Source organism: Bradyrhizobium sp. USDA 4454, assembly GCF_054822705.1.
Genome location: NZ_JBTRCN010000001.1, coordinates 4,873,601 through 4,899,171 on the forward strand (window position 1 = coordinate 4,873,601; position 25,571 = coordinate 4,899,171).

At 63.4% G+C, this 25,571-nt stretch carries 29 protein-coding genes; 8 read left to right on the forward strand and 21 right to left on the reverse strand.

Annotated elements, in window-relative coordinates:
* Positions 1–5 precede the first annotated feature (5 nt).
* From ACVIW0_RS22955 to ACVIW0_RS22985, 7 genes are all read right to left on the reverse strand, one after another.
* A complete protein-coding gene (locus tag ACVIW0_RS22955; protein WP_461354399.1) occupies positions 6–215 on the reverse strand; it encodes a twin-arginine translocation signal domain-containing protein in 210 nt (69 codons plus the stop codon).
* Between the two features lie 28 nt (positions 216–243).
* On the reverse strand, positions 244–1,020 hold the full coding sequence (locus ACVIW0_RS22960; protein WP_461354400.1) for a molecular chaperone TorD family protein: 777 nt from the start codon (positions 1,018–1,020) through the stop codon (positions 244–246).
* Positions 1,021–1,134: 114 nt separating this feature from the next.
* Positions 1,135–1,791 (reverse strand): DUF3306 domain-containing protein, encoded by a 657-nt coding sequence (locus ACVIW0_RS22965; protein WP_461354401.1) that lies wholly within the window; start codon positions 1,789–1,791, stop codon positions 1,135–1,137.
* Entirely contained in the window at positions 1,788–2,303 is a 516-nt protein-coding gene (locus ACVIW0_RS22970) for a DUF3305 domain-containing protein (protein WP_461354402.1), read from the reverse strand. Before ACVIW0_RS22970 ends, ACVIW0_RS22965 begins: the two co-directional genes overlap by 4 nt.
* On the reverse strand, positions 2,300–3,307 hold the full coding sequence (locus tag ACVIW0_RS22975) for a DUF6352 family protein (RefSeq protein ID WP_461354403.1): 1,008 nt from the start codon (positions 3,305–3,307) through the stop codon (positions 2,300–2,302). The genes ACVIW0_RS22970 and ACVIW0_RS22975 overlap by 4 nt, the downstream gene beginning before the upstream one ends.
* The gene (locus ACVIW0_RS22980; protein WP_461354404.1) at positions 3,304–3,843 is read right to left on the reverse strand and encodes a DUF6505 family protein; all 540 of its coding nucleotides are present in this window, start codon (positions 3,841–3,843) and stop codon (positions 3,304–3,306) included. Before ACVIW0_RS22980 ends, ACVIW0_RS22975 begins: the two co-directional genes overlap by 4 nt.
* Positions 3,840–4,547 (reverse strand): biotin/lipoate--protein ligase family protein, encoded by a 708-nt coding sequence (locus ACVIW0_RS22985; RefSeq protein ID WP_461357401.1) that lies wholly within the window; start codon positions 4,545–4,547, stop codon positions 3,840–3,842. The genes ACVIW0_RS22980 and ACVIW0_RS22985 overlap by 4 nt, the downstream gene beginning before the upstream one ends.
* Positions 4,548–4,757: 210 nt before the next feature.
* Between ACVIW0_RS22985 and ACVIW0_RS22990 the strand changes: the two genes are divergently transcribed.
* Together ACVIW0_RS22990 and ACVIW0_RS22995 are read left to right on the forward strand one after the other, a co-directional pair.
* Complete coding sequence (locus tag ACVIW0_RS22990; RefSeq protein WP_461354405.1) at positions 4,758–6,728, forward strand: 4Fe-4S binding protein; 1,971 nt, start codon at positions 4,758–4,760, stop codon at positions 6,726–6,728.
* 119 nt (positions 6,729–6,847) lie between these two features.
* Positions 6,848–7,081, forward strand: coding sequence for a hypothetical protein (locus ACVIW0_RS22995; RefSeq protein ID WP_461354406.1), 234 nt, complete (start codon positions 6,848–6,850; stop codon positions 7,079–7,081).
* A gap of 10 nt (positions 7,082–7,091) precedes the next feature.
* Here ACVIW0_RS22995 and ACVIW0_RS23000 read toward each other — a convergent pair whose 3' ends face one another.
* On the reverse strand, positions 7,092–8,351 hold the full coding sequence (locus tag ACVIW0_RS23000) for a c-type cytochrome (protein WP_461354407.1): 1,260 nt from the start codon (positions 8,349–8,351) through the stop codon (positions 7,092–7,094).
* A 192-nt stretch (positions 8,352–8,543) separates the two neighbouring features.
* Between ACVIW0_RS23000 and ACVIW0_RS23005 the strand changes: the two genes are divergently transcribed.
* A complete protein-coding gene (locus ACVIW0_RS23005) occupies positions 8,544–8,783 on the forward strand; it encodes a hypothetical protein (RefSeq protein WP_461354408.1) in 240 nt (79 codons plus the stop codon).
* A gap of 23 nt (positions 8,784–8,806) precedes the next feature.
* On the opposite strand, the gene ACVIW0_RS23010 is transcribed toward ACVIW0_RS23005, so the two are convergent.
* Complete coding sequence (locus ACVIW0_RS23010; protein ID WP_461354409.1) at positions 8,807–9,025, reverse strand: hypothetical protein; 219 nt, start codon at positions 9,023–9,025, stop codon at positions 8,807–8,809.
* Between the two features lie 85 nt (positions 9,026–9,110).
* Here ACVIW0_RS23010 and ACVIW0_RS23015 point away from each other — a divergent pair, with 85 nt between their 5' ends.
* Together ACVIW0_RS23015 and ACVIW0_RS23020 are read left to right on the forward strand one after the other, a co-directional pair.
* Entirely contained in the window at positions 9,111–9,365 is a 255-nt protein-coding gene (locus ACVIW0_RS23015; protein WP_461354410.1) for a hypothetical protein, read from the forward strand.
* An 88-nt stretch (positions 9,366–9,453) separates the two neighbouring features.
* Positions 9,454–9,684 (forward strand): hypothetical protein, encoded by a 231-nt coding sequence (locus ACVIW0_RS23020; RefSeq protein WP_461354411.1) that lies wholly within the window; start codon positions 9,454–9,456, stop codon positions 9,682–9,684.
* A 797-nt stretch (positions 9,685–10,481) separates the two neighbouring features.
* On the opposite strand, the gene ACVIW0_RS23025 is transcribed toward ACVIW0_RS23020, so the two are convergent.
* The 7 genes from ACVIW0_RS23025 to ACVIW0_RS23055 all read right to left on the reverse strand — a co-directional run bounded on the left by ACVIW0_RS23025 (position 10,482) and on the right by ACVIW0_RS23055 (position 17,517).
* Entirely contained in the window at positions 10,482–10,790 is a 309-nt protein-coding gene (locus ACVIW0_RS23025; protein ID WP_461354412.1) for a cupin domain-containing protein, read from the reverse strand.
* Between the two features lie 335 nt (positions 10,791–11,125).
* Positions 11,126–12,064, reverse strand: coding sequence for an acetamidase/formamidase family protein (locus ACVIW0_RS23030; protein WP_461354413.1), 939 nt, complete (start codon positions 12,062–12,064; stop codon positions 11,126–11,128).
* A gap of 28 nt (positions 12,065–12,092) precedes the next feature.
* On the reverse strand, positions 12,093–12,785 hold the full coding sequence (locus ACVIW0_RS23035) for an ATP-binding cassette domain-containing protein (protein WP_461354414.1): 693 nt from the start codon (positions 12,783–12,785) through the stop codon (positions 12,093–12,095).
* 2 nt (positions 12,786–12,787) lie between these two features.
* Positions 12,788–13,513, reverse strand: a complete 726-nt coding sequence (locus ACVIW0_RS23040) for an ATP-binding cassette domain-containing protein (RefSeq protein ID WP_461354415.1) — start codon at positions 13,511–13,513, stop codon at positions 12,788–12,790.
* Positions 13,513–14,604 carry an urea ABC transporter permease subunit UrtC gene (gene urtC / locus ACVIW0_RS23045; RefSeq protein WP_461354416.1) on the reverse strand — a complete coding sequence of 364 codons (1,092 nt, stop codon included), beginning with the start codon at positions 14,602–14,604 and terminating at the stop codon, positions 13,513–13,515. Before urtC ends, ACVIW0_RS23040 begins: the two co-directional genes overlap by 1 nt.
* Positions 14,601–16,208, reverse strand: coding sequence for an urea ABC transporter permease subunit UrtB (gene urtB, locus ACVIW0_RS23050; RefSeq protein WP_461354417.1), 1,608 nt, complete (start codon positions 16,206–16,208; stop codon positions 14,601–14,603). The genes urtC and urtB overlap by 4 nt, the downstream gene beginning before the upstream one ends.
* A gap of 58 nt (positions 16,209–16,266) precedes the next feature.
* Positions 16,267–17,517 (reverse strand): urea ABC transporter substrate-binding protein, encoded by a 1,251-nt coding sequence (locus ACVIW0_RS23055; protein WP_461354418.1) that lies wholly within the window; start codon positions 17,515–17,517, stop codon positions 16,267–16,269.
* A 297-nt stretch (positions 17,518–17,814) separates the two neighbouring features.
* On the opposite strand from ACVIW0_RS23055, the gene ACVIW0_RS23060 reads away from it, so the two are divergent.
* Positions 17,815–18,195, forward strand: coding sequence for a transposase (locus tag ACVIW0_RS23060; protein WP_461354419.1), 381 nt, complete (start codon positions 17,815–17,817; stop codon positions 18,193–18,195).
* A 51-nt stretch (positions 18,196–18,246) separates the two neighbouring features.
* On the opposite strand, the gene ACVIW0_RS23065 is transcribed toward ACVIW0_RS23060, so the two are convergent.
* The gene (locus ACVIW0_RS23065; RefSeq protein ID WP_461354420.1) at positions 18,247–19,557 is read right to left on the reverse strand and encodes an alpha-amylase family protein; all 1,311 of its coding nucleotides are present in this window, start codon (positions 19,555–19,557) and stop codon (positions 18,247–18,249) included.
* On the opposite strand from ACVIW0_RS23065, the gene ACVIW0_RS23070 reads away from it, so the two are divergent.
* On the forward strand, positions 19,537–19,917 hold the full coding sequence (locus ACVIW0_RS23070) for a hypothetical protein (RefSeq protein WP_461354421.1): 381 nt from the start codon (positions 19,537–19,539) through the stop codon (positions 19,915–19,917). The genes ACVIW0_RS23065 and ACVIW0_RS23070 overlap by 21 nt on opposite strands.
* Here ACVIW0_RS23070 and ACVIW0_RS23075 read toward each other — a convergent pair.
* Genes ACVIW0_RS23075 through ACVIW0_RS23090 form a run of 4 tightly spaced genes read right to left on the reverse strand, consistent with a single transcriptional unit; the run spans position 19,894 to position 24,436 of the window.
* Complete coding sequence (locus tag ACVIW0_RS23075; RefSeq protein ID WP_461354422.1) at positions 19,894–20,811, reverse strand: ABC transporter permease; 918 nt, start codon at positions 20,809–20,811, stop codon at positions 19,894–19,896. The two genes, ACVIW0_RS23070 and ACVIW0_RS23075, sit on opposite strands and share 24 nt — an antisense overlap.
* Complete coding sequence (locus ACVIW0_RS23080; RefSeq protein ID WP_461354423.1) at positions 20,808–21,899, reverse strand: ABC transporter permease; 1,092 nt, start codon at positions 21,897–21,899, stop codon at positions 20,808–20,810. The genes ACVIW0_RS23075 and ACVIW0_RS23080 overlap by 4 nt, the downstream gene beginning before the upstream one ends.
* Complete coding sequence (locus ACVIW0_RS23085) at positions 21,896–23,476, reverse strand: ABC transporter ATP-binding protein (RefSeq protein WP_461354424.1); 1,581 nt, start codon at positions 23,474–23,476, stop codon at positions 21,896–21,898. The genes ACVIW0_RS23080 and ACVIW0_RS23085 overlap by 4 nt, the downstream gene beginning before the upstream one ends.
* Before the next feature lie 6 nt (positions 23,477–23,482).
* On the reverse strand, positions 23,483–24,436 hold the full coding sequence (locus tag ACVIW0_RS23090; RefSeq protein ID WP_461354425.1) for a BMP family protein: 954 nt from the start codon (positions 24,434–24,436) through the stop codon (positions 23,483–23,485).
* A 331-nt stretch (positions 24,437–24,767) separates the two neighbouring features.
* Between ACVIW0_RS23090 and ACVIW0_RS23095 the strand changes: the two genes are divergently transcribed.
* Positions 24,768–25,571: a cysteine hydrolase family protein gene (locus tag ACVIW0_RS23095; protein ID WP_461354426.1), complete on the forward strand. Its 804-nt coding sequence runs from the start codon at positions 24,768–24,770 to the stop codon at positions 25,569–25,571.

The window sequence follows — 25,571 nt, forward strand, 5'->3', positions numbered from 1 at the left end:
CTCCCTCACCCGGGATAACGATTGACGCGGTAGTAGGCCTTCACGTGGTCGGTTTCCTTGTAGCGCGCCTTGCGTTTCTCATCGTCGGTCTCGCTGTCGGCTTTTGCGGGCGCAATCAAGGGCGTCGCCAGTGTGGCTCCCGCGCCGATGGCGCCGATTCCGGCCTTACGAAGAAAGTCGCGGCGGCCGGCTATCGTTTTCCTCTCGTCTTTCATCGCGTTACTCCCGGACCGGCAGCGCCGGTCAGTTGGCGAACGTGAAAGCCTCGGCTTCTATTTCCAGAAAAACCCGTCCGAGCGTCCCTACCGATCGGTAGAATCCAGCGCTTTCCGCCTTCTCCATGTCGGCGAACAAACGTCCCATCCAGAGGGATACGTGCTTTTCGAAGAAGGCGCGTTGCGCGTCCGGCGATGCCGAAGGGCCCGCCACCGCAAGCTCCGCCATGATCTCGCACAACGTCCCCGCATGATCCTCCGGCTCAAAGTTGTTCTCCACCCGCTCGATGCCGAGCAGAGCCAGATCGTCGCGCAGGCGCGACAAAGGACGTTCGTTGAGAAAGCCGGTCAGGTAATAGGACGCGTAAGGCAGCAACTCGCCACGGCCGAGACCGACGAACAGATCGAAATATTCGCGCTCAACCTCGGATGCCACGGCAACCGATGCAGCGTCGGCAAGAACTATGTGGGCGCGCCCGAGCGGCGTCGCATCGCCCTTCAAGTGCGCGATCTGCTCAAGCAATGCGGCCGATGGCGCGGACCAAAGCAAGCTTGCAAGCAGCACGTATTCCTGGGCACGCGCCGCATCGATCGGATCAACTGCGTCGCCTACCACAGGCCCGCTGTAGAGATCGGGGCGAAGCAGCTTGCGCGGGACGCCCGTTACGGTCTCGACCGCGATCACGCGTTGCGCAGGCACCCTGTTCCAGTTCGACACTGAAGGCTGGGCAATACCAATCTTGCGGGCGAGCTCGGCGACGCCGCCCGCCGCATCAATTGCGCGTTCAAGTCCCGCATCGCGCACGCCGACCTCCCGTTCAAGGGGCCAAATGCATTTGCGGACGACGAAGAATACGGCCCGCCTCGGCAAGCGGTCAATCAACTGCCATAGCTTTAGGCTATCGCATTTCGTCGCAGTCTACCGGGGCAGCGCACCGCCATGTGTGCGGCGCGGAACGGAAGTCTCGTCACGCGCAGCTGCGGGTTGCGGCGCAGCAGAACCGGGCGGTACTTCCTCGACCGGGCGCTCCCCGAACCGTTGAGGATTGGTGATCGCCTTCACCGGGCCTGATGACGGCCCAAATTCGGATTGCACATCAGCCGATCGCGCGGCCTCTTCGGCCCCTTCGGTGGACGGGTTGGCGAGGCTTTCGGCGGCCTCCGCCGCACCCCCGACAATGCGATTGACGAGCGCGCCGACCCGCTCGGCTGAACAGTCTAATGGGCCGAAGCCCGACATGGCGTTCGGGTCGTTGAAGTCCCAGGCGTTCTCCGCCAAGCCCACGAAATCGCGGATGGCGGGATCGGCACTCCAGGCACGACGAAGCGCCGCCCGGCTCAACTCCAGCGGAATGCCTTTGCGCAGGAAAGCCGTGATGTCGGTGGCGGCATCAATCGATTCAATGGGCGGCAAGTTCGAAAGATCCGGCTGGGCGAGAGCCGGCACCGCCGGCGCAGGGTCTGCCGGCGCCGGCGCGCTCGCCTCGAACGCTTGTTCCGACGCCGGCTCGACGTAATCGGGCTTCGCCTCCTGCTTGCGACGCGACCAGCGGGCCAGAAAATGCTCGTCACTCATTCATGCTCACCTTCGTGGAGACGCCGCGCAAGCGCCTCGGGGTCGGCGCGTCGCCGCTCGCGCTTGACGAACTCCGTTTCGACGTGGTGCTGCACGATGAAATTTTCAATCGCCTGACGTAGCACCTCAGGCATCGGCACCGCCTCGACCAGATTGGCACCGGCTTCGCTGAATGCCTCTCCTTCCGCGGGGTCTGCGGTGATTGCCGAAACAACATAGGGCCAGGCGCCCTCGGAAGGAGTCAGTATAATCCAGACACTGGGATCACCGCTGGCGAGATTGTCGCGGTAGCGCGCTGCTTCCGAACGATAGAGATCGACCATCGCGCTCCCGGCATAAAACAGCGTGGTTCCCTCCTGCTCCCGCAAGACGGTCCACGGCGTCATGTCGGGCTCATCCGGCAACACCCCGGTGCCGCGCCAGACAAAATCGATCCACGGGGATTCCGCGCTGGCCCGCTCGACCACGACGCCGAGCGGAATGCGCAACAACGGCAGGACGGCGGAACTCACGTCATAGCCTCCAGGTGTTTGATCGGCAGCCCCGTCAACAGATTCTGCGGTTTCATCCGCACAAGCTGATCGGGGCTCATTGCCAGTATCAGATAGACGCCCTCGCGCCCGACGGCGTCGACGACCAGATGTGCATCAGCGAAAGTCACCCGAAATAACGCCAGCACGCGCGCCATCGTTCGGTCATCGAGCGTCTCGCCGTGCCACAGCCGGTCGCCGATCCGAGTGGCTTCGGCATCGAGCCCGACATACCAGGCGAGCTTCGCATCGCGCAGGGCGGTGAGCGGCTCGATCGCGACGTCAACCCCAAGCAAATGAGAAATCCAGAGTTTCATGACGTCCGCCAGGGCAGCCGGCCCCCGCGTTCCGCTGCTGAAATCGACCGCAAGATCGAACTGATCGCTGCGATGCCAGTAGCTGTCGGCATTCGCATCGCCCAAGACGTCGACCCCGGCTCCAGTCGCGCTCCCCAACATGGAGATCAGCGACAACACCGGCGTCAAGTTTCGTCCGCCAATGACTTCCGCGTCACCGAGCAGCAACGACTGCTCGTGCGGCACGATGAGCTGAGGCCGGAAGAACAACTCGGCTGCACGCAACACGAACGAGTCCTCGCAACCATCGAGTGCGTTGCGCAGGATGACGTGCACGAGCTGGTTCACGAACAGGGGCGGCAGGTTGATCGACCCTGACCGAACGAGCGCAAGATAGGCCGCTTCCAACGTGGGTTCGCGCAGCAAGAGGTCGCGGAACGCCAGCACAAACTGCCAATTCTCCCGGGCATCCGCATCGCCGATCGCGGCAACCTCTTCCTCGGCAACCGCCCTGCGCGGATCGGCGCGCAACTCCCGATGCAGCCTGCGTTCGATATCGCAGGCATCGTCCGGCGGCATCAACTCGGGACGGACGAAATAGGCCTTCAGGAACTGTTCGGTCGCCACGAGGCGGCCGCCCGCATCTCGATCGAGCAGGTGATGGCCGCAAGTGATCCAGAAATCCTTCATCGCCGTGACGGCTCCGCGCCGATATTCGCAAGATTTAGATCGCTGTCGGGCTCGAGGTCATCCTCGACCTCCATGAACGAGAACGCATTGCCGTGACGCGGCCCCTCCCGCAGTCGCAGCCTGCGGAATGACTCGCGGAGCTCGCTATCGTTCACTGAGCGATGAACGGCGATCAGCGTGCTTACGGGATGGGTGCAGAGTGACTGCGCAAAGGCGACCTCGTCCTCCGCGGCAAGGTGCGCGGTCGCAGCATCCGGCGCGGCGAACTGTTCCACCAGCTGTTTTGCAAGGAGCTCCACCAACGCGAGCCGGTCGTCCTCTGATGCAGGGACGATTTGCGCCAGCGTCGACCAGCCCCAGGACTGCACCCCAAGAAAGCCGCTGCGAAACGCCGAACGGGCCTTGCCGCCCAGCTTCGCCGGATCCTGATCGCAAAAGCGGAACGCGCCAGAAACCGCCCAATCTCCGGGCTCCGCGGCCACGTCGAATACGAACCTGTCGGACGGATCGAGCGCGATGGTGCGCAAGAGTTTCACAGGCGCGGCCCTCCGAAATTTGGATCGAGCCATGCGGGCGACAGCAAGCCTTTTCTCAGGTCCTGCCGGGCGGTCATATCTGTCCCGATCCGGCGGGTGATGAGGTCGCCATTGTCAGCTATCACATGCGTAATCTGCGGCTCACGCGACAGCCGACCCAGGAATTCGCGTGCGATACCGTCGAACCCGTCGGTTTGCCAGCCGTCCAGCGCACGCATCAGATGCCGCGCAAAGCTTTCCGTGAGCTGAACCGCACCGGCCTCGCCGAATCCCTCCTGATCCAGTGCGGTAGCGAGCGGATACAGGCCAGCTTCCGTGTCGGTGATCGCAACAGTCCGGATCACGGCGCCGAACACCAGCCAGCGCGGAGGCTTGTCCTCCTCCGCTGATGGCGGCCAGCCAAGCCGTCCGCCGCCAACAAGGCCACCGTCGACACGGACCGTGTCGGGCCAGTCGATCGCGATCGCCTTGTTCGGCGGTGCGTAGGCACGCAAGGCATCGGTCAGCGCCACCATCCCCGCGTAGAAAGCGCGGCGCGCAGTGCGCAAGGGCTCGCTAGGTTCGAGCACGACTGCGAATTCGGCAAGATCGAACCGCCCCACATAGGTCAGCGTACCTGCCCCACTCGCCTTCGCGATATCGGTTGCGTGGGCAAAGGCGTCACGGCTTTCGCGCAGCCTCACCAGCGTGAATGGCGGAGGCAGATTTATGGACTCCGAAACCGCAGAGCGCTTGGGGGCTGTCGGTGTCAGTCGGACCTCCGGCTTCCTTTTCCTTTCTCGTGAGAATAACTTAATCGAGCAGAAGGATTGACGCGAGTCTGCTCGCGATCGTTCCCTGCCTCTCGGTGAGGTAAGCGGCTGCGCATGTCCGAACCGCCAAAAGCGATCCTGATCTGCTCTTGCGAGGACACCATGCGTCTCGACACGGGCGCGATCAGCCGTGGGTGCCGCAAAAGCGAAATCGCCGGATTCCGTCAGCTCTGCCGTGCGGAGCTCGATTATTTTCGCAACGCGGCGAAGGCGGATGGAGCCCTTATCGTCGGCTGCACCCAGGAGGCGGCGCTGTTTGGCGAGGAAGCGAAGCAACGTGCCGGGGCGATAGAATTCGTCAACCTTCGGGAGACGGCCGGCTGGTCAGCGGAGGCTGCGAAGGCGGGCCCAAAAATGGCAGCTCTGCTTGCCGCGGCGTCGGAGGCTATGCCCGATTTTTCGTTTGTCACCTTGGCGAGCGGAGGGGTGATCCTGATCTACGGCCGCGACGAAGTGGCAATCGAAGCTGGCCGACTGCTTGCCGAGCATCTCGACGTGACGGTCATGATTACAAAGCCGACACAGATCATGCCGCCGGCAACGACGTCGTTCCCAATCGTCAAGGGAACGATCCGTAACGCCAGCGGCTATCTGGGAGCGTTCGAACTGACGGTCGATGACTATGCGGCCCCGCGCCCCTCCTCGCGCAACGCGCTCGTCTTCGACGCTTCGCGCAACGACCTGACATCGCGCTGCGACATCGTCCTTGATCTCTCCGGCGGAACGCCGCTTTTCTCCGCCCATGAGCTGCGTGACGGCTATCTCCGCGCCGACCCGCGAGATCCGGCTGCGATGCTGCGTGCCGTGCTGAGGGCGCGCGACCTCGTCGGTAGCTTCGACAAGCCCAAATACGTCAATTTCATCCCGGAGATTTGCGTCCATTCGCGCTCTAAATTAACGGGTTGCCATCGATGCCTCGATCTCTGCCCGACCGGAGCGATCACCCCGGACGGCGACCATGTCAGGATCAATGCGGAGGTCTGCGCCGGTTGCGGGCAGTGCGTCGCTGCCTGTCCGACGGGCGCAGCGACCTATGCCTTGCCGCCAGCCGACGTCCTGCTTCACAAATTGCGCGCGACGCTGCTGACCTATCGTGAAGCCGGCGGCTCGAATGCGGTTATCCTGTTTCACGATGGCCAACATGGCACTGCGCTGATTGATGCTCTCGCCCGCTACGGCGACGGGCTTCCTGCCAACGTGCTGCCGTTCACCGTCAACGAGGTGACGCAGGTCGGCCTCGAAGCGATCGCAGCCTCCTTTGCCTATGGCACGGCGGCAATCCGTTTCCTGCTGCGGGCCAAACCGCGGCACGACGTCGCCGGTCTTCGCCGAACCATAGCGATGGCCGATGCGATTGTTGTCGGGCTTGGATTTTCCGGCAAACCTGTCTCGACGATCGAAACGGATGATCCGGATGTGCTGGGGAACGTGCTGCGGGCCATCGAGCCCGCGCCGGCCGTGGAGACTCCCGCAACCTTCAAGACGGTAGGCAAGCGGCGCGACCTGCTTCGTTTCGCTCTTCGCGAGCTGCATCGCGTCGCGCCTGCGCCCACTGACGTGATTGCCTTGCCAGAAGGCGCGCCGCTCGGAGCGATCAGTGTCAACGTGGACGGCTGCACCCTGTGCCTGGCCTGCGTTTCGGCCTGCCCCACCGGCGCCCTCCGCGACGATCCCGAGCGTCCCGTGCTCAAATTCGTCGAAGATGCCTGCGTGCAGTGTGGATTATGCCAGAGCACCTGCCCGGAAAAGGTCATCACCTTGAAGCCGCAGATCGACTTCCGCGCCGCCACCGCTCCAGCCCGCATAATCAGGGAAGAGGAGCCAGCGCTTTGCATCCGCTGCGGCACGCCCTTCGGCGTGAAGAGCACGATCGAGAAGATCGCGGCGAAGCTCGAGGGCCGGCACTGGATGTATCCCGCCGGCGACAAGCGGCTGGACGTGGTCAGGATGTGCGCCGATTGCCGCGTCGTCACCATGAGCGAGCAGCAGTTCGATCCGTTCAACGACTTTCCGGAACGCGCTCCGCCCCGGACGACGGATGATTATTTACGCGAGCGAGAACGCAAGGATTAGCCGGAGATCACGAACAAGTAATCAATCGATAAGCAACAATGGGGGGCGTTATGTTTCGTTGCACAAACGCAAGAGTATTCGCGACCGCGCTGCTTGTTGGTGCCCTCGCAATACAGACCGTGCCGGCCGCGGCTGCCGTATCGAAGGCCGACAAAGCCGCCCTTAAGCGGGCGATCGTGGCCTGCAAGGCGGAAGCGAAGGGCAAGAAGATCAAGTGGCTCTCGCGCAGGAAATACGTCAACAACTGCGTCACGGAGGCAATGAAGGAACATCCCAACATGGACGTCTCCACCATGCTCAGGGACCGTCCGGATTTAACGGATCTTCCGGTCGAGCGATGGCCCGGGTACTAGACCTTCGGCGTCATTTCGATGTCGCGCGCCCGAGAAAATCGGTTAGGGCCTTGCGATCCTCCGCAGATCCAATCCGCTGCTCCGGCATTTTCGTGCCGGGAGTATAGGTGTTCGGACCGAGTTCGAACAATTTCGACACGGTCTCGGGCGTCCATATGATGTTCATGCCCTTAAGGGCGTCCGAGAAGCGATAGCCCGGCAGTGACGCAATCCTGCGCCCATAAAGGCCCGCAAGCGTGGGGCCGGCGCGTTGCGCGTCCTTCCCTGACAGGGTGTGACAGGCAACGCACGCCCTGAACACCTCGGCGCCGTGATCTCCGGCATAGGCGGCGAGCGGATCGCTCGCCGGGGCTTGCGACGTGCCGACGGCAGCGCCGGTCCGAGCGTTCCAACGCCGGATCTTGCCGTCGGCGCCGCCAGTCAGCAATGTTGCGCTGTCCGGCAAGAACGCGACCGCCCACACGGGCGAACCGGAATCGGCCAGCGTTTGCGCGATCGTCCGCGCTTCGCGATCGATCAAAGCAACGCTGCCGCCAATTCCCGCAGCCGCCACCGACGTGCCGTCGGAAGAGACTGCCAGCGCGACAATAGGCCTCTGCCCGGCTTGCACCTCGCTGCTCTCGTGGCCCTCCGTCGTCAGAAAGTGCAGCTTCCCATCGGCACCGCCCGCGACAATCTCGCCGTCAAGCGTGACTGCCACGGCGTTAAGGGGTGATCCTAGCGCAATAACGTTTGGAGTGCCGCCCGCCAATGGCCAGATCCTCAGTTCGCGATCGTATCCGACGCTTACCAGATATCGTCCATCGGGTGTGAATGCGACGCCATTGACCTGCTGCGAATGCCCTTCCAGCAGCTGATGCGTGCCGTCGTCCAGCGACCAGACGCGAACCGTATGGTCCCAGGAGGCAGAAGCCAGCCTTGCGCCGTCCGGCGAGACAGCGAGTGAAACGACCGGTGCGGTATGGCCCTCGAAATCCCGGTCCGGCCGCTGCCTGCCGAACGTCCAGATCGCGACCTTCGCATCCGCTCCAGCGGTCACCATTCGCCCATCCTTCAGGAAGGCGACCGCGTTCACCGCATCCGAGTGGAAGCGCAGAACCTGCTCGGCGGATTCTGTCTTGAGCGACCATCGGATAGCGGCGGTGTCGAAGCTGCCCGACAGCAGGCTGTTTCCATCGCCGGAGATCGCAATTGCCCGCACCGGACCGCCGTGACCCGCCAGTTGTGCCTGCGCCGACGCAACAAGAAGCGCCAGCAGAGCGGCGGTCATGCTCAGACTCGTGGCGGTCCTTTGGGCCATTCGCATTCGCTATCTCGTCGATGTTGGTAGCAGTTGCCCCGTTCAATGCTGCATCGCACGAGACAAGATGCACCTGCTACTCAATGCCGCAACGGCCGTTGTCAGCTTGAACCGGATATAGCCTGATCCTATGCTCGATCATGACGCGTCAAGGATGACGTTATGCAAATACGACCAAAAACGTATCTGCATCTCACCTCTCTATGGCGATTGCTTCGCAATGCGATTTCGCCACGCCATGAGCGTGTGCCCGCCAAAGCATCGCCGGCGCTCATCTTTACCGTGATCGTGCTGGCGCTTCTCCTCGCCATTCTCGAAATAAACGCTTATCGAAGTGAACTGCAATCGCTTGGTCTGGTGGCGGGCGATCAGTCCATCCCGACTGCCTTCTGGGGCCCTTAAAGCTTGCCGCGCGTTGTTTCCAATCAGCGCTTCGTTTCCCTCGGATACACCAATGACCGATCCTCGAAGTCCTCGGCTGGCAAATTGTCCATGCTGCGGGCGCTTTGCATGTCATGCAATATCGACGTGTTTGCTGTACCGCCTCGCCCGGTCGTCAAGCCGGAGTGTGATCGCGGTATGGCGGTCAGAGCAGCAAGCAGACTCACGGCGGCGGTGAAAGAAACAACGATCAGAAGCTTCATGCGAAATCTCCCGCTTTGAAATCCAGAAATATCGTGCAGCGATATCCTGCAGTGCTCTGACTAGTGCCAAACAGGACTCCCCGGTGTGAACCGCCTCACAGCTCTCGCGATGTTGAGTTGCGCGCGCCGGTTCCCGATCTGGAACCAGAGCCGATCGCGGGCGAAATGCTCGTCCAGCGAAGGCTCGTCAGGAACGGAGGAAAACTCTCTCCATTACTTTCCAGGGGCAGAGCATCCGCAGAAGGATGAAGCCCATGAGGAGCCCACCATCGTCGCCGCACTGGCAATCATGGCGGCACCCCGCTTTCAGGCGCAACAGAATGGACAAAGCGCGGTTTGAACTGAGCAACGGCACCAAGGTGCTGTAGAATCCATCGTTACCGAAACTCAACCTCTCAAACTCCCAGCGCGAGCAGATTCGCAAGGCCGTGCTGACCGAACACAACGAGGTGGAATTCCGTCTGGCAGCCGCCAAATCCGCCAAGGACTTCACTCCTGCTGTCGTGCCAACAAAAGGAGTTAAGGCCCAATCGTTGCCGACGGCGGTTCTCTCGCAAATGCCTGAGCTGCGTGACTACATGTACGTGAAGATGAAGAACCAGGTGCTGATCGTGAACGGTATGACCAACGAAATCGTTGAAATCTTCTCGGAGACGTAGCCGTTCTCCTAACTGAAATTGGTGGTGACCTCTGCGACCCGAGATTCCTCCGGTCCCCGACGGCAATCGTTACTGAATGTCAGAGCTTGCACCGCAAGGCGGGACTAGCGGTGAGCGCCTCGAACCTCCGGACGCCAATTTTCACCGCGACCACAGATTGGGGTAGCTCATCGAATCGACCGAACACTGAAAGCTCCTTTCGTGAGGTCTGCACCCTCCATTTCACACACCAAGCCAAGAGCGACCGCCGACGCTTGCGCTCGATAGATATTTTTAGATCTCCCCGTGCACACGGCGTGCGTACGCCGCTCTCCAAGCGTTGTAAGACTTGAACTCTCGCTCCAATCCATCATGGACCAATGGGAGCTAGCTAGAGGATTTCAAGAGCAGCGCGATCAAAGATCGTCCGTCTCGCGCTAACAGCTGGCGACCCACACGTTCGAATCGTGTCGGGTGCGCCAACTATCGTTATCGTCCAAAATGATGCGCCTGTTTTATCTCGATCTACAGCGCGCACGGGATTGTCTGAGTAAGCAACCTGATCAAAATCGCCACGCTAGGCGACGCCGATCGGGCCGAACTGCGAGTCCGTCTGGTGCACGCCCTGTTCGGAGTATGGACAGGCTCTCTGTTCTCCGTCACAAGCCAACTTCAGCCGACTAGGCCAAGTCCCCTCCACGTCTAGATGTAGGCATCTGAGCAGGCGACGCCAGTGTTCCGTAAGGGCCACAAGCTGACTCATGAGGGGCAGCAAACAACGGGCGGAACGACAGTGGCGTACTTGGGTTGCATCTAGATCACTTTGCGGGCACGAGCGCCGGGGCGCCCTTGTCCTTGATCAGGAGAACCAGGAATTTCGCCGGCTGGTTGGCGCTCGCGTTCCGGTCGATGACATGAACGTCAGCCGGGCCTTCATAGAACGACTGTCCCGGTGTCAGCGTCACCTCTTCTCCACCCTTCAGCTGCATCACGACAGCCCCCTCCAGCACGTAAACAAACGCATGTGCATTGTGCCGATGGATGGCGCTCGAGCCGCCGGGTGCGGCGTTCCCGCCCTGTCGAGCAGCCTCGCATTTTTTCCGGTTTGATCGCTCTGTCGGGCGCATGGCCGCGCGCTTCGCGCTCGAGAGGCTGAGAGGAAACGACGCTGTCGTGCCGAGGTAGGCTGGTCGTGCCGACGGAATTTATCATGCGCGAGTCCTGCGGCCTGGCGAAGCAGCAATAATACCCGACGCATGGTCAGCAGGCGCCCATCGATTGGGGAACGCCACGGCAAAGGCAACCGTTCTGATCTCGCGGTCGTCGTCCGCCCCGATCTTTGTGGTCCGGTTGCCGGGCGCATCGGCCAGGCACGCGGATGGGCCGGAGAACCTGAGTTCAGGGCAGCGCGCGAGGCAGCCTCAAGCATAACGTGGCTCGCGCGAGGCGCACCTGTTGGTTCCTAGAGATACGCCTTCGGCAGCAGCATGTGGATGCCTTTGTTGCCATCGACGAGTTGCGTGACGCGCAGATTGCCGGCCAATGAGCATAGCATGTAGGCCTGGTTGCGCGACAGGTTGGTACGGTCGCAGACGTGCTTGACCATCTCGCGTACCGCCTGCTTGGCAGCGTCGTCGAGGTCTTCATCGAGACCGATCGACATCAGGTGCGTGGCGCTTTCGGCGAACGGCCAGGTCAGGTCCATGTCCTTGCGAACCGTCAGCCTGAAGGTGCCGGTAACGCCGGTCTCCAGCGCGGTGATGCAGACTTCGCCATCGCCCTGCACGCCGTGGCCATCGCCGGCGAAGAACAACGCGCCTTCATTGAACACCGGCAGATACAACGTCGTGCCGGCGCGCAGTTCCTTGTTGTCCATGTTGCCGCCAAAGACGCGAGGCACCGGCGATCCGCACCGGCCCCAGGCCGGCGGCGGCGCGGTGGCGATGATGCCGAAGAACGGATCGAGCGGGATCTCCGTTCCCCACGGCATGATGCAGACATTGCGGTCGTGATCGACCTTGGGGTGGATGGTTTCATACTCGGTGAACTCGTCCGGCAACGTCCCGAGCAACGGCAGGATTGAGACAAATCCCCAATCCTGACGCACCTTGACGCTGAGGATGTCGACCTGCAGTACGTCGCCTGGCTTGGCGCCTTTCACGTGCACCGGGCCGGTGATGAAATGCGGGCCCGGCCCCTGCACCATCGTGTCGAGCGCGTTCAGATAGTCCGCTGGCACGATGCTGCGATCTTCCGGCAGCGTTTCCTTGCCGCCAGCCGGAAACGAATGCAACGTCACGGTATCGCCGGAGGCGACCTCGAGCACCGGCGGCGTGGTGCTGTCGAGATAGCCCCACACCATGTTTTCGGGCTTCGCTGGAATTTCGTGGCGGCGGGACATTGCAAGACTCCGTTCGGTTTCAGGGGGATCAGATCGCGATATGGCGGGCGAGCGTTTCGCGGCTGGCATTATCGATGCGGCCGGACTCGGCGACGCTGCCGCGCGACAGCACCACGAAGGAGTCGGCGAGGCTGACGGCGAAATCGAGATACTGCTCCACCAGCAGCAACGAGATCCGGCCTTTGAACGCGGCCAGCACATCGCGAATCATCGCAACGAGATTGGGCTGGATGCCTTCAGTCGGCTCGTCCAGGATCAGCAGGCCCGGCTTCGTCACCAGGGCCCGCACGATCGCGAGTTGTTGCTGCTGGCCGCCGGACAGCGCGCCCCCGGGCCGTCGCCACATCTGGCGAAGCACCGGAAACAGTCCGACCGCCTCGTCCATGAACGGCGTTCCGAACGTGCCGTGGGCGCGCGCCGCGGCCTCGATGTTCTCGCCGACCGTCAGCTCTGAAAAGATTTCGCGGCCCTGCGGCACATAAGCGAGACCGGCGGTGGAGCGGCGATGCGACGACCAGCCGGCAATGTCCATATCATCGACCAGGATCTTGCCACGCGTCAGCGGCAGCACACCCATCAGGCATTTCAGCAGCGTGGTCTTACCGGCGCCGTTGCGGCCGAGCACGGCAAGGCATTCGCCCGGTGCGATTTCGAGGTCGACGCGGCGCAGCACCTGCGCGCTGCCATAATGCTGATCGAGGCTTTCGACGCGAAAGCGCATGGTCATCGCCCCAGATAGACGTCGACGACCCGCGCATCGGCGCGGGCGTCTTGCATCGAGCCTTCGAACAACGTCCTGCCCTCGTGCAACACGGTCACCCGATCCGCGATCTGCTCGACGAAGTCCATGTCGTGCTCGACCACCACGATCGCCCGGTCAGGACGTCGAAGCTTACGGACCAACGCGACGGTGCGCTCGGTCTCCTCGTCGGTGAGGCCCGCGACCGGCTCGTCCAGCATCAACACCTTGGGTCGGGACGCCAGCACCATGCCGATCTCCAGCCACTGTTTCTGGCCATGCGCCAGTTCGGATGCCGAGCGCAGCGCGAGATCGGCAAGCCCGATCTCCACCAGCACGTCGTCGACGCGCCGTACGAGAGCGTCGGGCGACAGCGTCCGCCGCAGGCCGCCTTGCGCGCCGATCGCGATATGCTGACGCACGTCGAGCCCTTCGAAAATGCTTGGCTTCTGGAATTTGCGGCGCACGCCGGCACGCGCGATCTCGGATTCGCTCGACCGGGTGATGTCGATCGCATCGTCGAATACCACCCGCCCCTGTTTGGCCCGCGTGATGCCGGAGACGACGTCGAGCATGGTGGTTTTGCCGGCGCCGTTCGGACCGATCACGGCACGCACTTCGCCGAAATCGATCGCCAGCGACAGGGCGTCGATGGCGCGGAAGCTGCCGAACTCCACCGTGACATCGTCGATCAGCAGCGCCGCCGCCATCAGCGCAGCTCCGGTTCGGAAGCGAGGCGCTTGATACCCATCGGCCGCGTCAGCTTCCACTTGGCGAGATCGACCAGCCCGTTGGGAAATACCAGCACGACCAGGACGATGAGACCGGACAAGATAAACGGCCACAATTCCGGCGCCGCCGCAGACAGCCAGAATTTAAGCGCGTTGACCAGCACGGCGCCGATCACCGCGCCGATCAGATGTCCGCGTCCGCCGATCGCGACCCATACGGCGATTTCCAACGACAATTCGGGCGACAGCAGCCGCGGATTGATGATGCCGACCTGCGGTACGTAGAGCATGCCGGCAAGGGCGGCGATCAGCGCCGACAGGCACCACACCGCAAGCTTGAGCCGCAGCGTCTCGTAGCCCAGCGTGCGCAGTCGCACCTCGTCGTCCCGCGTCGCGATCATCAGCACGCCGAAATTGCTGCCGAGCAACAGCCGGCAGCCAAGCAGGACCGCTGCAAGCAACAGCACGGAGACCACCGCCATTGCAATCACAACAGCCCTGCCGCCGATCGGCCAACCGAACAGCACCGAAAAGCCGGTCATGCCGTTGTTGCCTCCGAATCCGGTATCGTTGCGGAACATCAGCAGCATGGCGACATAAACCAGCGCCTGGGTGATGATCGCGAAGTACACGCCGTCGACCCGCGAGCGAAACGACACGTAGCCCAACGCGCCGGAGATCAGAAGCGTCACCACCGCCGCGACCAGCAGGGCGTACGGGAAGAAGCCGAGCCCGGCCCAGTAGAACGGATAGCTCGTCCAGCCCATGAACTGCATGAAGTCCGGTACCCGGCCGGTGACTTCGCTCGAATGCTTGAGCAGATGCATCGCCACGACGTAGCCGCCGATGCTGAAGAACAGTCCGTGGCCGAGCGACAGGATGCCGAGATAGCCCCAGATCAGGTCGAGGGCGAGCGCCAACACGGCGAAGGCCGCGAGCTGGCCGACGGCGTTCGCGAGATAGGCCGAGATGCCGAACGACGTCACCATTGACACGGCGAGCAGCGCGGCGATCGCCAGCACGACGATGAGCAGGATTTGAAACGGGCGATCGCATGCCAGCGGCTTCATTTGCGGCGGCCCTTGATGGCGAACAGCCCTTCGGGTCGCCATTGCAGAAAGGCTATGATCATCAGCAGCACGATGACCTTGGCTGCGACCGCACCCCACAGCGGCTCGATCAGAACGTTGACCTGGCCGATGCCGAGAGCGGCGACCACGGTGCCGACGATGGTGCCGACGCCGCCAAGCACCACAACCATGAAACTGTCGATGACGAAGTTCTGCCCCATCTGCGGATTGACGCTGTAGATCGGCGCCAACGCCAGGCCCGCCAGCCCGGCGAGCCCCGAGCCCAGTCCGAACGCCAGCATGTCGACACGGCGGACCGGGATGCCGATGCAGCCCGCCATGGTGCGGTTCTGCGTCACGGCCCGAATGTTAAGGCCGAGCGGCGTCAGCCGCATAATGCTCCAGGTCAGCCCCAACGTGACCGCCGCGAAAGCGATCGCGAACATCCGGTTCCAGGTGAAGATGAAATCGCCGATCACCGGCACGCCGCCGGTGACGTAGAACGGCGTGGTGAAATTCAGATTTTGCGTGCCGAACGCCACGCGGACGAGATTGATCAGGAACAGGCTGACCGCCCAGGTTGCCAGAAGGCTCATCAGCGGTCGGCGATACAGATGCCGCAGCAGGACCGCTTCGAGCGCGATGCCGATCGTGGCGGTGACCAGGAAAGCGACGGGAATGGCGATGATCAGGTAGTATTCGATCAGCGCCGGCGCGAACCGCTGCAGCGCCTCCTGTACCATCCAGGTGGCGTAAGCACCGATCATGATCAACTCGCCTTGCGCCAGGTTGATCACGCCCATCAGGCCGAAAATCACCGCCAGCCCGATCGCAGCCATGAACAGGATGCTGGCGAAGCTCAGGCCATTATACAGCGTCGCCAGAACGTCGCCGATCCTGATGCCGCGCTCGATCTTTGTGACCGCCGCGTCGACCGCAGCCTTGAACGCGGGATCGGCGGCATAGGCCGGGTCCTTGGTCAGAGAATCGACCTTGGCGAGCGCGCGCCGGTCCGGGGTTGCGGCGATGCGCTGCAAGGCGACGATCCGCTTCGCCGGGTCGGCGGAATTGAGCGCCGCGGCTTCCGCAACCGCGCCGATCTGCGCCCTCAGCACCGGATCGCTTTCCTCCGCGGCCGCGGACTCGAACAGGCGTTCCGGCAGTGTTGCGGCCTGCCGCTCCAGCGTACGAAGCGCCGCCGCACGCCGTCCGGGGTCGGACGCGCTACGCAGCGCCAGTGCCGCATCGGCCATCTCGAACACGCCGCGGTTCTTGAGGCTGAGCAAGGGCGATCGAGCGCTCGCAGCAGCGGCACGCAGCGCGCCGCTGAGTGCATCCCGGCCGCCATCGGCGGTCGTCATCACTGCGCCCTCGCCGTCGCATGTCAGCTTGCGGTCCATCATCGCCCGCGCGATCGGCGCGGCCCAGTCGCGATCGGCCGAGGCGCTCTCGGCGGCGATGCCGATCAAGGAGCGACCCGCCTCGCCGACCGCAGCGGCATCGCCGCACAGGCGGCCGATCAGCCCGGCGCGATCCAGTTCGGCGGCCGTGGACGGGCCGACGGCCACGAACAGGGACAACAGAATGAGAAACAAACGTCGCATCAAGCTTGCCGATTTCCGCCGGCCCGATCCGGCCGGCAGACGCTCGCCTCTCGCATCATCAGCTGTACGGGCTGAACGGTACCGGCTTCGGCGCGTCCTTTGACTGCCACAGCACATCAAAGCCCTGCTTCTCGTTGACCGAGCCGATGAACACGCCGCGCGACGCATAGTTATTCTCGGCGGTCATCTGGATCTTGTAGCCGGATGGGCAGTCGAAGCTGAGCCCTGCGAACGCCTTGCGCACCTCCGGCACGTCGAACGAATTGGCCTTGGCGGCTGCCATCGCCCACAGATGCACGGCATCGTAGGCTGAGACCATCGGGTCGATCGCAACGTCCGCCTTGAACGGCACGTTCTTGGCCTTGACGTAGTCCGCCCACTGCTTGAGGAACTTGGCGTTGGCTTCGCCCTTGGCGTTCTGCAGATAGGCCCAGCAATTGAGATGGCCGACCAGCGGCTCGGTGTTGAGGCCCTCGAGATCGGCTTCCACCATGTCGAGGCCAAGCACCGGCACGTCGGTCGCCTTGATGCCCTGATTGGCGAACTCGCGCAGAAAGTCCGGTATCGACGAGCCGACCACCGTCAGCACAACGATCGGCTTGCCGCCGCCCTGATCGGCGAAAGCGCGGATCTGATTGACCAGCGTCTGGAAGTTGGAGAAGCCGAGCGGGACGTATTCTTCCTTCCACGCGCTCTCCGGGATCCCCTTCGACTTCCAATATCCCTTGAGTTGCTTGTTGATGGTGCGCGGCCAGACGTAGTCCGAGCCGAGCATGAAGAAGCGCTTGGCGCTGACGCCGTCCTCGCTCATCAGGTAGTCGACCGCCGGCAGCACGGAGCTGGCTGGCGGCGAATTGACGTAGACGACGTTCTTGGAATTCTCGTCTCCCTCGAAGTGCAACGGATAGAACAGCAGGCCGTTGGCCTGTTCGACCACCGGCAGCACCGACTTGCGCGACACCGACGTCCAGCAGCCGAACAGCGCCGCGACCTTGTCCTGCTCCAGCATCTGTTTGCCGATCTGCGCATAGAGCGGCCAGTCCGAGGCGGGATCGGACACCGCAACTTCGATGGTGCGGCCGTTGACGCCGCCCTTGGCGTTGATCTCGTCGGCGGCCATGCGAACGACGTGATTGAGCCGACCTTCAATGTTCGCCATCGTGCCGGATGAAGAGAACAGACAACCAAGCTTCACGGTGCCGGCCGCCTGTGCAGAGCGGATGATCGAAGGCGCGCCGAGCGGTGACGTCAGCGCTGCCGCCGCGAGTCCGGTGGTCTGAAGAAACGAACGCCGCGTAAACCTGCTCATGGCCGACCCCTGTGGTGGAAGTGCCGTGAGTGTTCCCCCGCAGGCGACGGAGCGGCAACTCCAAATAACCTGCAAGTCTGCTCAATCAGTCGGCAAAAACGCTTCTCCGGCAAGCTTGATGTCAATTTTGCCATTTTGGATCGCCGGCGTTTCGCAGTAGTCTTGTCGGCATCATTCCGGCGTCGCAACGTCACATGGTCGGCGCCGCGCATGATGACCGCGCGTGATTGCGCAGGCTTATTGCGCCGGCGAGCGGTGTTCGTTCTGCAGGATACGCAACGATGAAAGCGTGAGCCCATGCGCCACTCCCAGCACACCGACACCGAGATTCTGTATCTATTGCACGAGGCCGATTCCGGTATCTCGATACCAGAAATCTGCCGAACAGCCCACATTTCCGAGCGGACATTCTATCGTTGGCGCAAGCGCTACGGCAGCCTGACGCCACCGGCGCTATTGGCCATGAAGGAGTTGCAGTCCGAGAACCGGCGGCTGCGCACGCTGCTGAGCAGGATGTCGGAAAGCGCCGACACAACAGTCCGTCCAGCATCCGAGACTTCGCGGCCACCCGTCCGTTCCGACTGCGGGTTCGAGCCGCAGCCCGCTCGCGTCAACTCGCCCGAACAGACGCGCGGCGCGTCGCTCGGCCGCTTCGCGTTCGTGCGTGGCGCGCGCTGAACCAGGATATCAGGTCGGACGCTGTAACTCGGCCGCAATCGCCGGCAGACGTTAGCCCAGGATAGCCCACCCATGCGGCGGCAGCGTGAACTCGGTCTTTGCACCTGCTCTGCTGACCGTGGCTGATCCTGCCAGCCTGTCGGCGCCCGACTCGATGGTGCGCACGACGGCTGCATCGGCGAGGTTCAGAGCAACCCATAACCGATTGCCTTCATCGAATGCTTCGAAGACGATGTCCGTATTGCGAAGCTCGATCATGCGGGACTTCGCCCGAGGCAGCCATGGATGTCGCCGCCGCAGTCCGATCAGTTCCTGATGGAGCCGGTAGATCGGCCAGCCGAATGGCGCCAGCTCAGCCGGCGTCGCCGGAAAGTGCGGACGGATCGCGTCGTCGCCTCCGGCACGGCGCTCTTTGATGCCGCGGAACGCCTGTTCATCACCGGCGTAGATCGAGGGTGTGCCGCCACAGGTCATGAGGATGACCAGCGCGTGCGGGAGATGCCGCTCGTCCACAAGCTGGCTCGCGATCCGCGTGACGTCGTGATTGCCGACGAACGTCTGCGGCACGAACCGGTCGAGCATCGCATTATGCCGCGCAAGCGCCCATGCGAGCTCATGGAAATTGCGATCGTTCAGCGCGCTCCAGATCGCCTTCCAAAGCTCGTATTGCGTGACGGCATCGACACCGATCTCGCCGACGAAGCCGGCATAATCGCCGTGGATGACCTCGCCGAAAATGTAGGCGGCGGGATGCCGGGCGCGCACCGCGGGCAAGACGCGCTGCCAGAATTGCCGCGGAACGGCATAGGCCGCGTCGAGACGCCAGCCATCGGCACCGCGGTCAAGCCAGTGATTCATCACGCCGATGACATAGTCGACGACGGCGGGCTCGTCATGATTAAGCGTCACAAGCTGGTGGTGGCCTTCGAAGGTCGCGCAATCAGGTTCCTTGCCGTCCGGCGGCCACGTCAAGCGAAACCAGGCGGCTTCCGGCGATCGGCGGCCTGCGACAGCGCGCCGAAAGCGTGGAGAGTCGCGGCCGACATGGTTGAACACACCATCCAGGATCATGCGCAGCCCGCGGCGACGGCCTGCTGCGACCAATGCATCGAAGTCCGCATCGTCCCCGAGCCGCCGGTCGATCTGGAGGTGATCGGTGGTGTCATAGCCGTGGGTCGACGAGGCAAAGATCGGCCCCAGCAGGAGACCGGATGCGCCGAGTTCCACGGCGTAATCGAGCCAGCGCACCAGGTGGTCGAGGCGATGCACGATGCCGGCACACGCGTCGGCCTCCCGTTCGGCGCCGACGAAGCCGAGCGGATACACATGCCACCAGATTGCGTGCTCGATCCATTTGCTCACGCGGGCGCCTCCCTCAGCTCGGAGAAACTCGCCATCGATCGGCACTGGCGCAACGCACGGACCATCGCTTCCCACAATCCCGCCATCTTCAAGCTCCGCGCGATCGGCGCGCACGAATTGAATGGCGAGCAACTTCCATATGCCTGGAGTGCTGGCGTTCGCAAGGCAGCGGAGCAACCAGGACTTGCTTTTGATAACCTGCCGGCCTGCCCCAACTCAAATATCGAAAACAACCCCTTGCAAAGGAGCACCCCGGCCGGGATCGTCGGTTTAGCTCTCCACCTGCATCGCCCCACGGAACCGGCGCCGACCGGCAGCCCGCCGAACCGGGCATCGTCAGCGCCGGTACGGGACGCCTAATGCCGAGGGTGCCGCCTGGCGACCGACCAGGCCGCCGACGGCCAGCAGGGCCAGAAGATACGGCAGCATGATCAGAAGCGCGTTGGGCACGCCGATACCGAGCGCGGGCAACTGGAATTGCAGCGCGGTCGCCGCCCCGAACAGCAAGCAAGCGAGTACCGTGCCGCCGATCCGCCACTTGCCGAAGATGACGGAGGCGATCGCAAGATATCCGGCGCCGCGGGTCATGCCCTCGGTGAAGGTGTGGATGTCGCCGATCGACAGGAAGGCGCCGGCGAGCGAGGCCATGAAGCCCGCGAAAACCACGCAGGCATAGCGGATGCGCCCGACCGACAGGCCCGACTTGTCGACGGCCTTGGGCTCCGCACCGGCAGCATGGATCGCGAGACCGATCGACGTGTAGCGCAGCACCAGCGCGGTGACGACGATCACGGCAACGCCGGCGTAGAGCAGCCACACCTGCTCGAATACGGCCGGACCAATGATCGGAATGTCGCCGAGCAGCGGCGGTTTCACCTTGGCAAGCCCTGGTATTTCCGCGCGCGACCGTGCGCCGAAAATCTCGCGATAGGCGAGCGTGGTGGCGCCGAGCACCAGGATGTTGATGCCGATGCCCGATACGATCTGGTTGGCGCGCAGCGTGTTGCTGAGGAACGCCTGAAGCAGCGCGACCGGGACGACCGCGACGATGCCGATCAGGAGGCCGATCAGGGGATCGCCGCTCGCCCAGGCGCCCACGGCGCCGGCAAACGCCGACATCAGCATCATGCCCTCGATGCTCATGTTGAGCACACCGGCACGCTCGGACACCATCTCGCCAATGCCGGCGAGCAGCAGCGGAGTGGCCAGCCGGATCGAGGAGCCCAAGAAGACCGCGAACAGCTCCCAGGTCATCGCTGCTCCCACTTCTCAATGAAGAGGCCGGCGCCCGCCAGCGTTACGACGATCAGGCCCTGAATCACCACGACCAGCGCGGTCGGCACTGCCGCGACCATCTCCATGTTGATGCCGCCGGAGCGCATGAAGCCGAACAGCAGCGACGCGGCGATCACGCCCGGAATCGAGCCGCGCGACAGCAATCCCGCGACGAGACCATCGAAACCATAGCCGGACGAGAAGCCGTCCTTCAGCGTGTATTGCTCGCCGAGCAGCATCAGCGCCCCTGCAAGGCCGCCCAGCGCGCCGGCGGTCGAGAGCGCGAAAATGACAGTCCTGGCGTAGGAGAACCCGGCCCGCTTGGCCGCGACGGGATTGAGACCGATCGCGCGCAGGCGAAAGCCCAGGATGGTTCGTGACAGGACAACGCCGACGATGACAGCGAGGATCAGCGTCAGGGGCAGCCCGATGTGAACCGGGAACGAGTAGTCACCGGTCAGCAGAGGAAGCTGTGTCGATTCCGGAATCTCGAGCGATTCAGGCAAAGTCGCCGAGCTCGTCATTGGCTTGCGCAACAGCGATGGAGACTGCACGGACCAATACAGCAGCCAGACCCCGATGAAGGAGAGCAACAGGGTCGAGATCACCTCATTGGTACCCGACTTCACCTTCAGCACGGCGGCAAGCGCGCCCCACAGCGCGCCGGCAAGCACAGCCGCAAGCGTCGGCAGGATGAAGGCGAGGCCCAGCGGCAGCCCGCTGACTTGGCCGTAGAGCGCGACCGCGGTGGCCGCGATGCCGCCGACCGCGATCTGACCCTCACCGCCGACATTGGTCAGGTTGGCGCGGTTGGCGAGCACGAAGCCGAAGCCGACCAGCGCAAACACCGAGCTGCGGTTGAGCGACGCCGCGAGCGCGAACGGCGAACCGAACGTCCCGTCAACGAACGCTGCGACTGCCTTCGGCACGGAAACACCGATCAGCGCGATCAAGACGAGCCCGACCGCGGACGCGAAAGCCACCGCGAGCACGGGCACGATGAGTGCCGGACGCAGCGCAAATCGCGGCAAGGCGGCAAGTGGACGCTCCTGGTTCACGGCGGTCATTGCGGCTGCCCCGCCATCATGGCGCCGATCGCTTCTTTCCGTGCCGGATCGGCCGGGCAGGACCCCATGATGCGGCCCCGGTAGAGCACGATGATGCGGTCGGCAACCGTCAGGAGCTCGTCGAGCTCGGACGAAACCAGCAGCACCGCGATGCCGCGACCGCAGGCTTCGCGAATGTGGCTGTAGACTGCGGCGACCGCACCGACATCGAGGCCGCGGGTCGGCTGCGCCGCAACCAGGCACGACAGGTTCGGCAGCGTGATCTCGCGCGCGAGCACCGCCTTCTGCTGATTGCCGCCGGAGAGCGAGGAGAACAGCGAGCCCGGACCGCGGGCGCGCACGTCAAAGCGCTGCATCAGCACGTTCGCCTCGCGCTCCAGCGCGGTACGGTTGAGGAAGCCGAAGCGGGTGAACTCGTCGAGCCGGTTGAGATAGATGTTTTCGGCAAGGCTCATGCCGAGCACGCAACCGACGGCATGACGGTCCTCCGGCACGATGCCGATGCCGGCCGCCGTGATCTGCTGCGGCGATCGGCCGGTCAGGTCGGTCGCGCCGAGATGGATGCGTCCCTCGGTCGCCTCCATCATGCCGGCAAGCACGGCCGTCAGTTCACTCTGACCGTTGCCCTCGACGCCGGCAACGCCGACGATCTCGCCGCGGTCGACCGTGAGCGTGAAATTGTCGAGCCGCGTGACACCCTGACTGTCCTTCACGGTCAGGCCGTCGATCTGAAGCGCCTCGATCCTGGTTTTCGCAGCCGGCCCATGGCCGACATGCGTGACGGGCTCGAGTCCGAGGATCGATGCCGCGGAGGTGTCGAGCGCGTCGACATTGCCCTGGATCATCGCGCGCACCAGCGCGTCGATATCCCCGGCCGGATCGCTCGATGTCGTCACCGTGCGGCCGCCGCGCAGCACGGTGACGCAATCGGCGACCTTCTTGATTTCGGCGAGCTTGTGGGTCACCAGCACCACCGCGCGGCCACCAGCCGCGACCCGGCGGCAGACATCGAGCAGCGCCGAGATTTCATCCGGAAGCAGCACAGCGGTCGGCTCGTCAAGCACGAACAGCTGGGGATCGCGGATCAGGCATTTGACGATCTCGACCCGCTGCCGCTCACCGACGGAGAGCTGCTCGATCCTTGCAAATGGATCGAGCGGCAGGCCGTATTCGGCGGCGACCTGCTCGAGCTGCTGCGCGCACTGCTTGCGGTTGAGGATGCCGCGCTCGCGGCCCAGCAGCACATTGTCGACGACACTCATGTCATCGACGAGGCTGAAATGCTGGTGCACCATCGCGATGCCCTGCGCCAACGCATCCGCCGGCCCGGCGGGCTGGAACGGCGCACCGCGGTAGCGCATGACGCCGCCATCGGGCCGGTGCACGCCGAAGATCAGGTTGCACAGCGTCGACTTGCCGGCACCGTTCTCTCCCAGGATGCAGTGTACCTCGCCGCGCCGGAGCTCGAGCGAGACCTCCGACAACGCGGTGAAGCTGCCGAACCGCTTCGTCACCTCCGACAAGGTGAGCAGCGGCTCGGCCACGGTTGTGGCCGATCCCTGGGACATGGCGGTCATCAGGCCTCAGCCCTTCAGCACTTTGATCTTGCCGTCGAGCAGATCCTTCATGATCTGATCAAGCTTCGCCTTCTGTTCGGGCGTGGCACCGCAGATCACCATGCTGGAAGCCTCGGGGCCCATCTTGAGACCGAACTCCTTGTATCCCGCCTTCCACGAGCCCTTCACCGCCTCGTCGATCGCATATTGCACCTGGTAGCCGGTGCCGGTGATCGAATAGGCGACGTAGAGCGGATCGGTGCCGCAGCGATCGGTGTAGCTCCCGATGATGTGGGTGCCCTTCTCCTTCGCGGCCTGCTCCATGCCGCGCAGGCCTAGGTTCAGGATGTGATAGTGGATGTCGGCACCTTGCGCGATCGCGGCCAGTGTCGCTTCCTTGGCCTTGGCGACGTCGTCGAAATCGCCGGTATAGTTCTCGGTATATTTGATGTTCGGGTTGATCGACTTCGCGCCGTTGCCGAATTCCTTGCCGGCGTTGACGATCGAGGGAATCTCGAGCCCGCCGACATAGCTGATCGCGCCGGTCTTCGACAGCATCGCGGCCGCGGCACCGGCGACATAGGCGATCTCGGCCTGCTTCACGTCATAGCCGGCGACGTTCGGCGCGCTCTCCCCGTCATTGCCGCCGACGATCGAGAAGTGCACCTTGGGAAAGCGCTTCGCGATCTTGTACACCGACGCCTGGGTCTGGCCGCCGACGCCGATCACGAGCTCATTCTTGCTCGCCAGATTGGTCAGCGCCTGATCCATGTCGGCGTAGTTGATGTTCTCGATCATCTGCACCTGGACCTTGTCGCCGTACTTCTTTTCGGCGGCCATCAGGCCGTCGTAGGACGACTCCATCCATCCCTTGTCGGACTTCGATCCCGGAATGAGGATGCCGACCTTGAGCGGATCGGCGTGGGCCGCGTTTGCGGAAAGCGCGAGCGCTCCGGCAAGCAGCGCGGCCTGAAGAACCAAACGGCATGACCTCATGGAAAAACCTCTTGCACACTGCGTTAAATCGCCCGGCGACGTTCACGCAGCAAGCGGCATGCCAGAGATTCAATACATTGATTTTACTAAACAATCGCATTGAGAGGGCCGCTCGAAACAAACAAATGCTTACTTTTTATCCAGATCGCGTGAGCGTTTGTCGGATTCATGGGCAACAGCGCCGGCGCGCAAGCGAGCCGGCGTTGAAAATCCTCGCGAAATATCTCTGGCAGCGAATTTGCACTTCCTCATCGGCATCGATGCACCGAGCGCGCAACGCGATCCGCACGCCGGCCTCGCCTGGGAGGAGAAGACGATGAAGACGAGTGAACAACGCGCGGAACCGACCTCGGGCGGGCGGCTTGGCCTCGGCCAGCAATACACGTGGTGGGCGACCGAAACCGACGTGAACATGGCGATGCCGCAACCGATGCCGGTCCCGGTGACCATTGCTTGCGCGCCGCAGAACGTCACGATCGATCTCCTGCGCACCGCGATCATCGTCATCGACATGCAGAACGATTTCTGCACGGCCGGCGGCTGGGTCGACCACATCGGCGGCGACTATCGCCCGGACCGCAAGCCGATCGAGCCCCTGCAACGCCTGCTGCCGGCGCTGCGCAAGGCCGGCGTGCCGGTGATCTGGGTGAACTGGGGCAATCGGCCTGATCTGGCCAACATGCCGCCGAACCAGATCCACCTCTATAAGCCGAAGGGCACCGGCGTCGGACTCGGTGACCCCCTGCCCGGGAACGGCGCGCACGTGCTGGAGAAGGATTCATGGGCCGCCGCGATCGTCGATGAGCTGCCGCAGGAACCGCAGGACATCAAGGTCGACAAGTATCGCATCAGCGGCTTCTGGGACACGCCGCTCGACAGCATCCTGCGCAATCTCGGCGTCAAGTCGGTGCTGTTCGCCGGCGTCAATACCGACCAATGCGTGATGCATTCGCTGACCGATGCCAACTTCCTTGGGTATGGCTGTCTTCTGGTCGAGGATTGCTGCGCCACTTCGTCACCGGACTTCTGCACCGAGGCGACGGTGTGGAATGTGAAGAAGTGCTTCGGCTTCGTCACGGACTCCGCCGCCATCATCAGCGCGCTCGGAAAGCGCGACTGA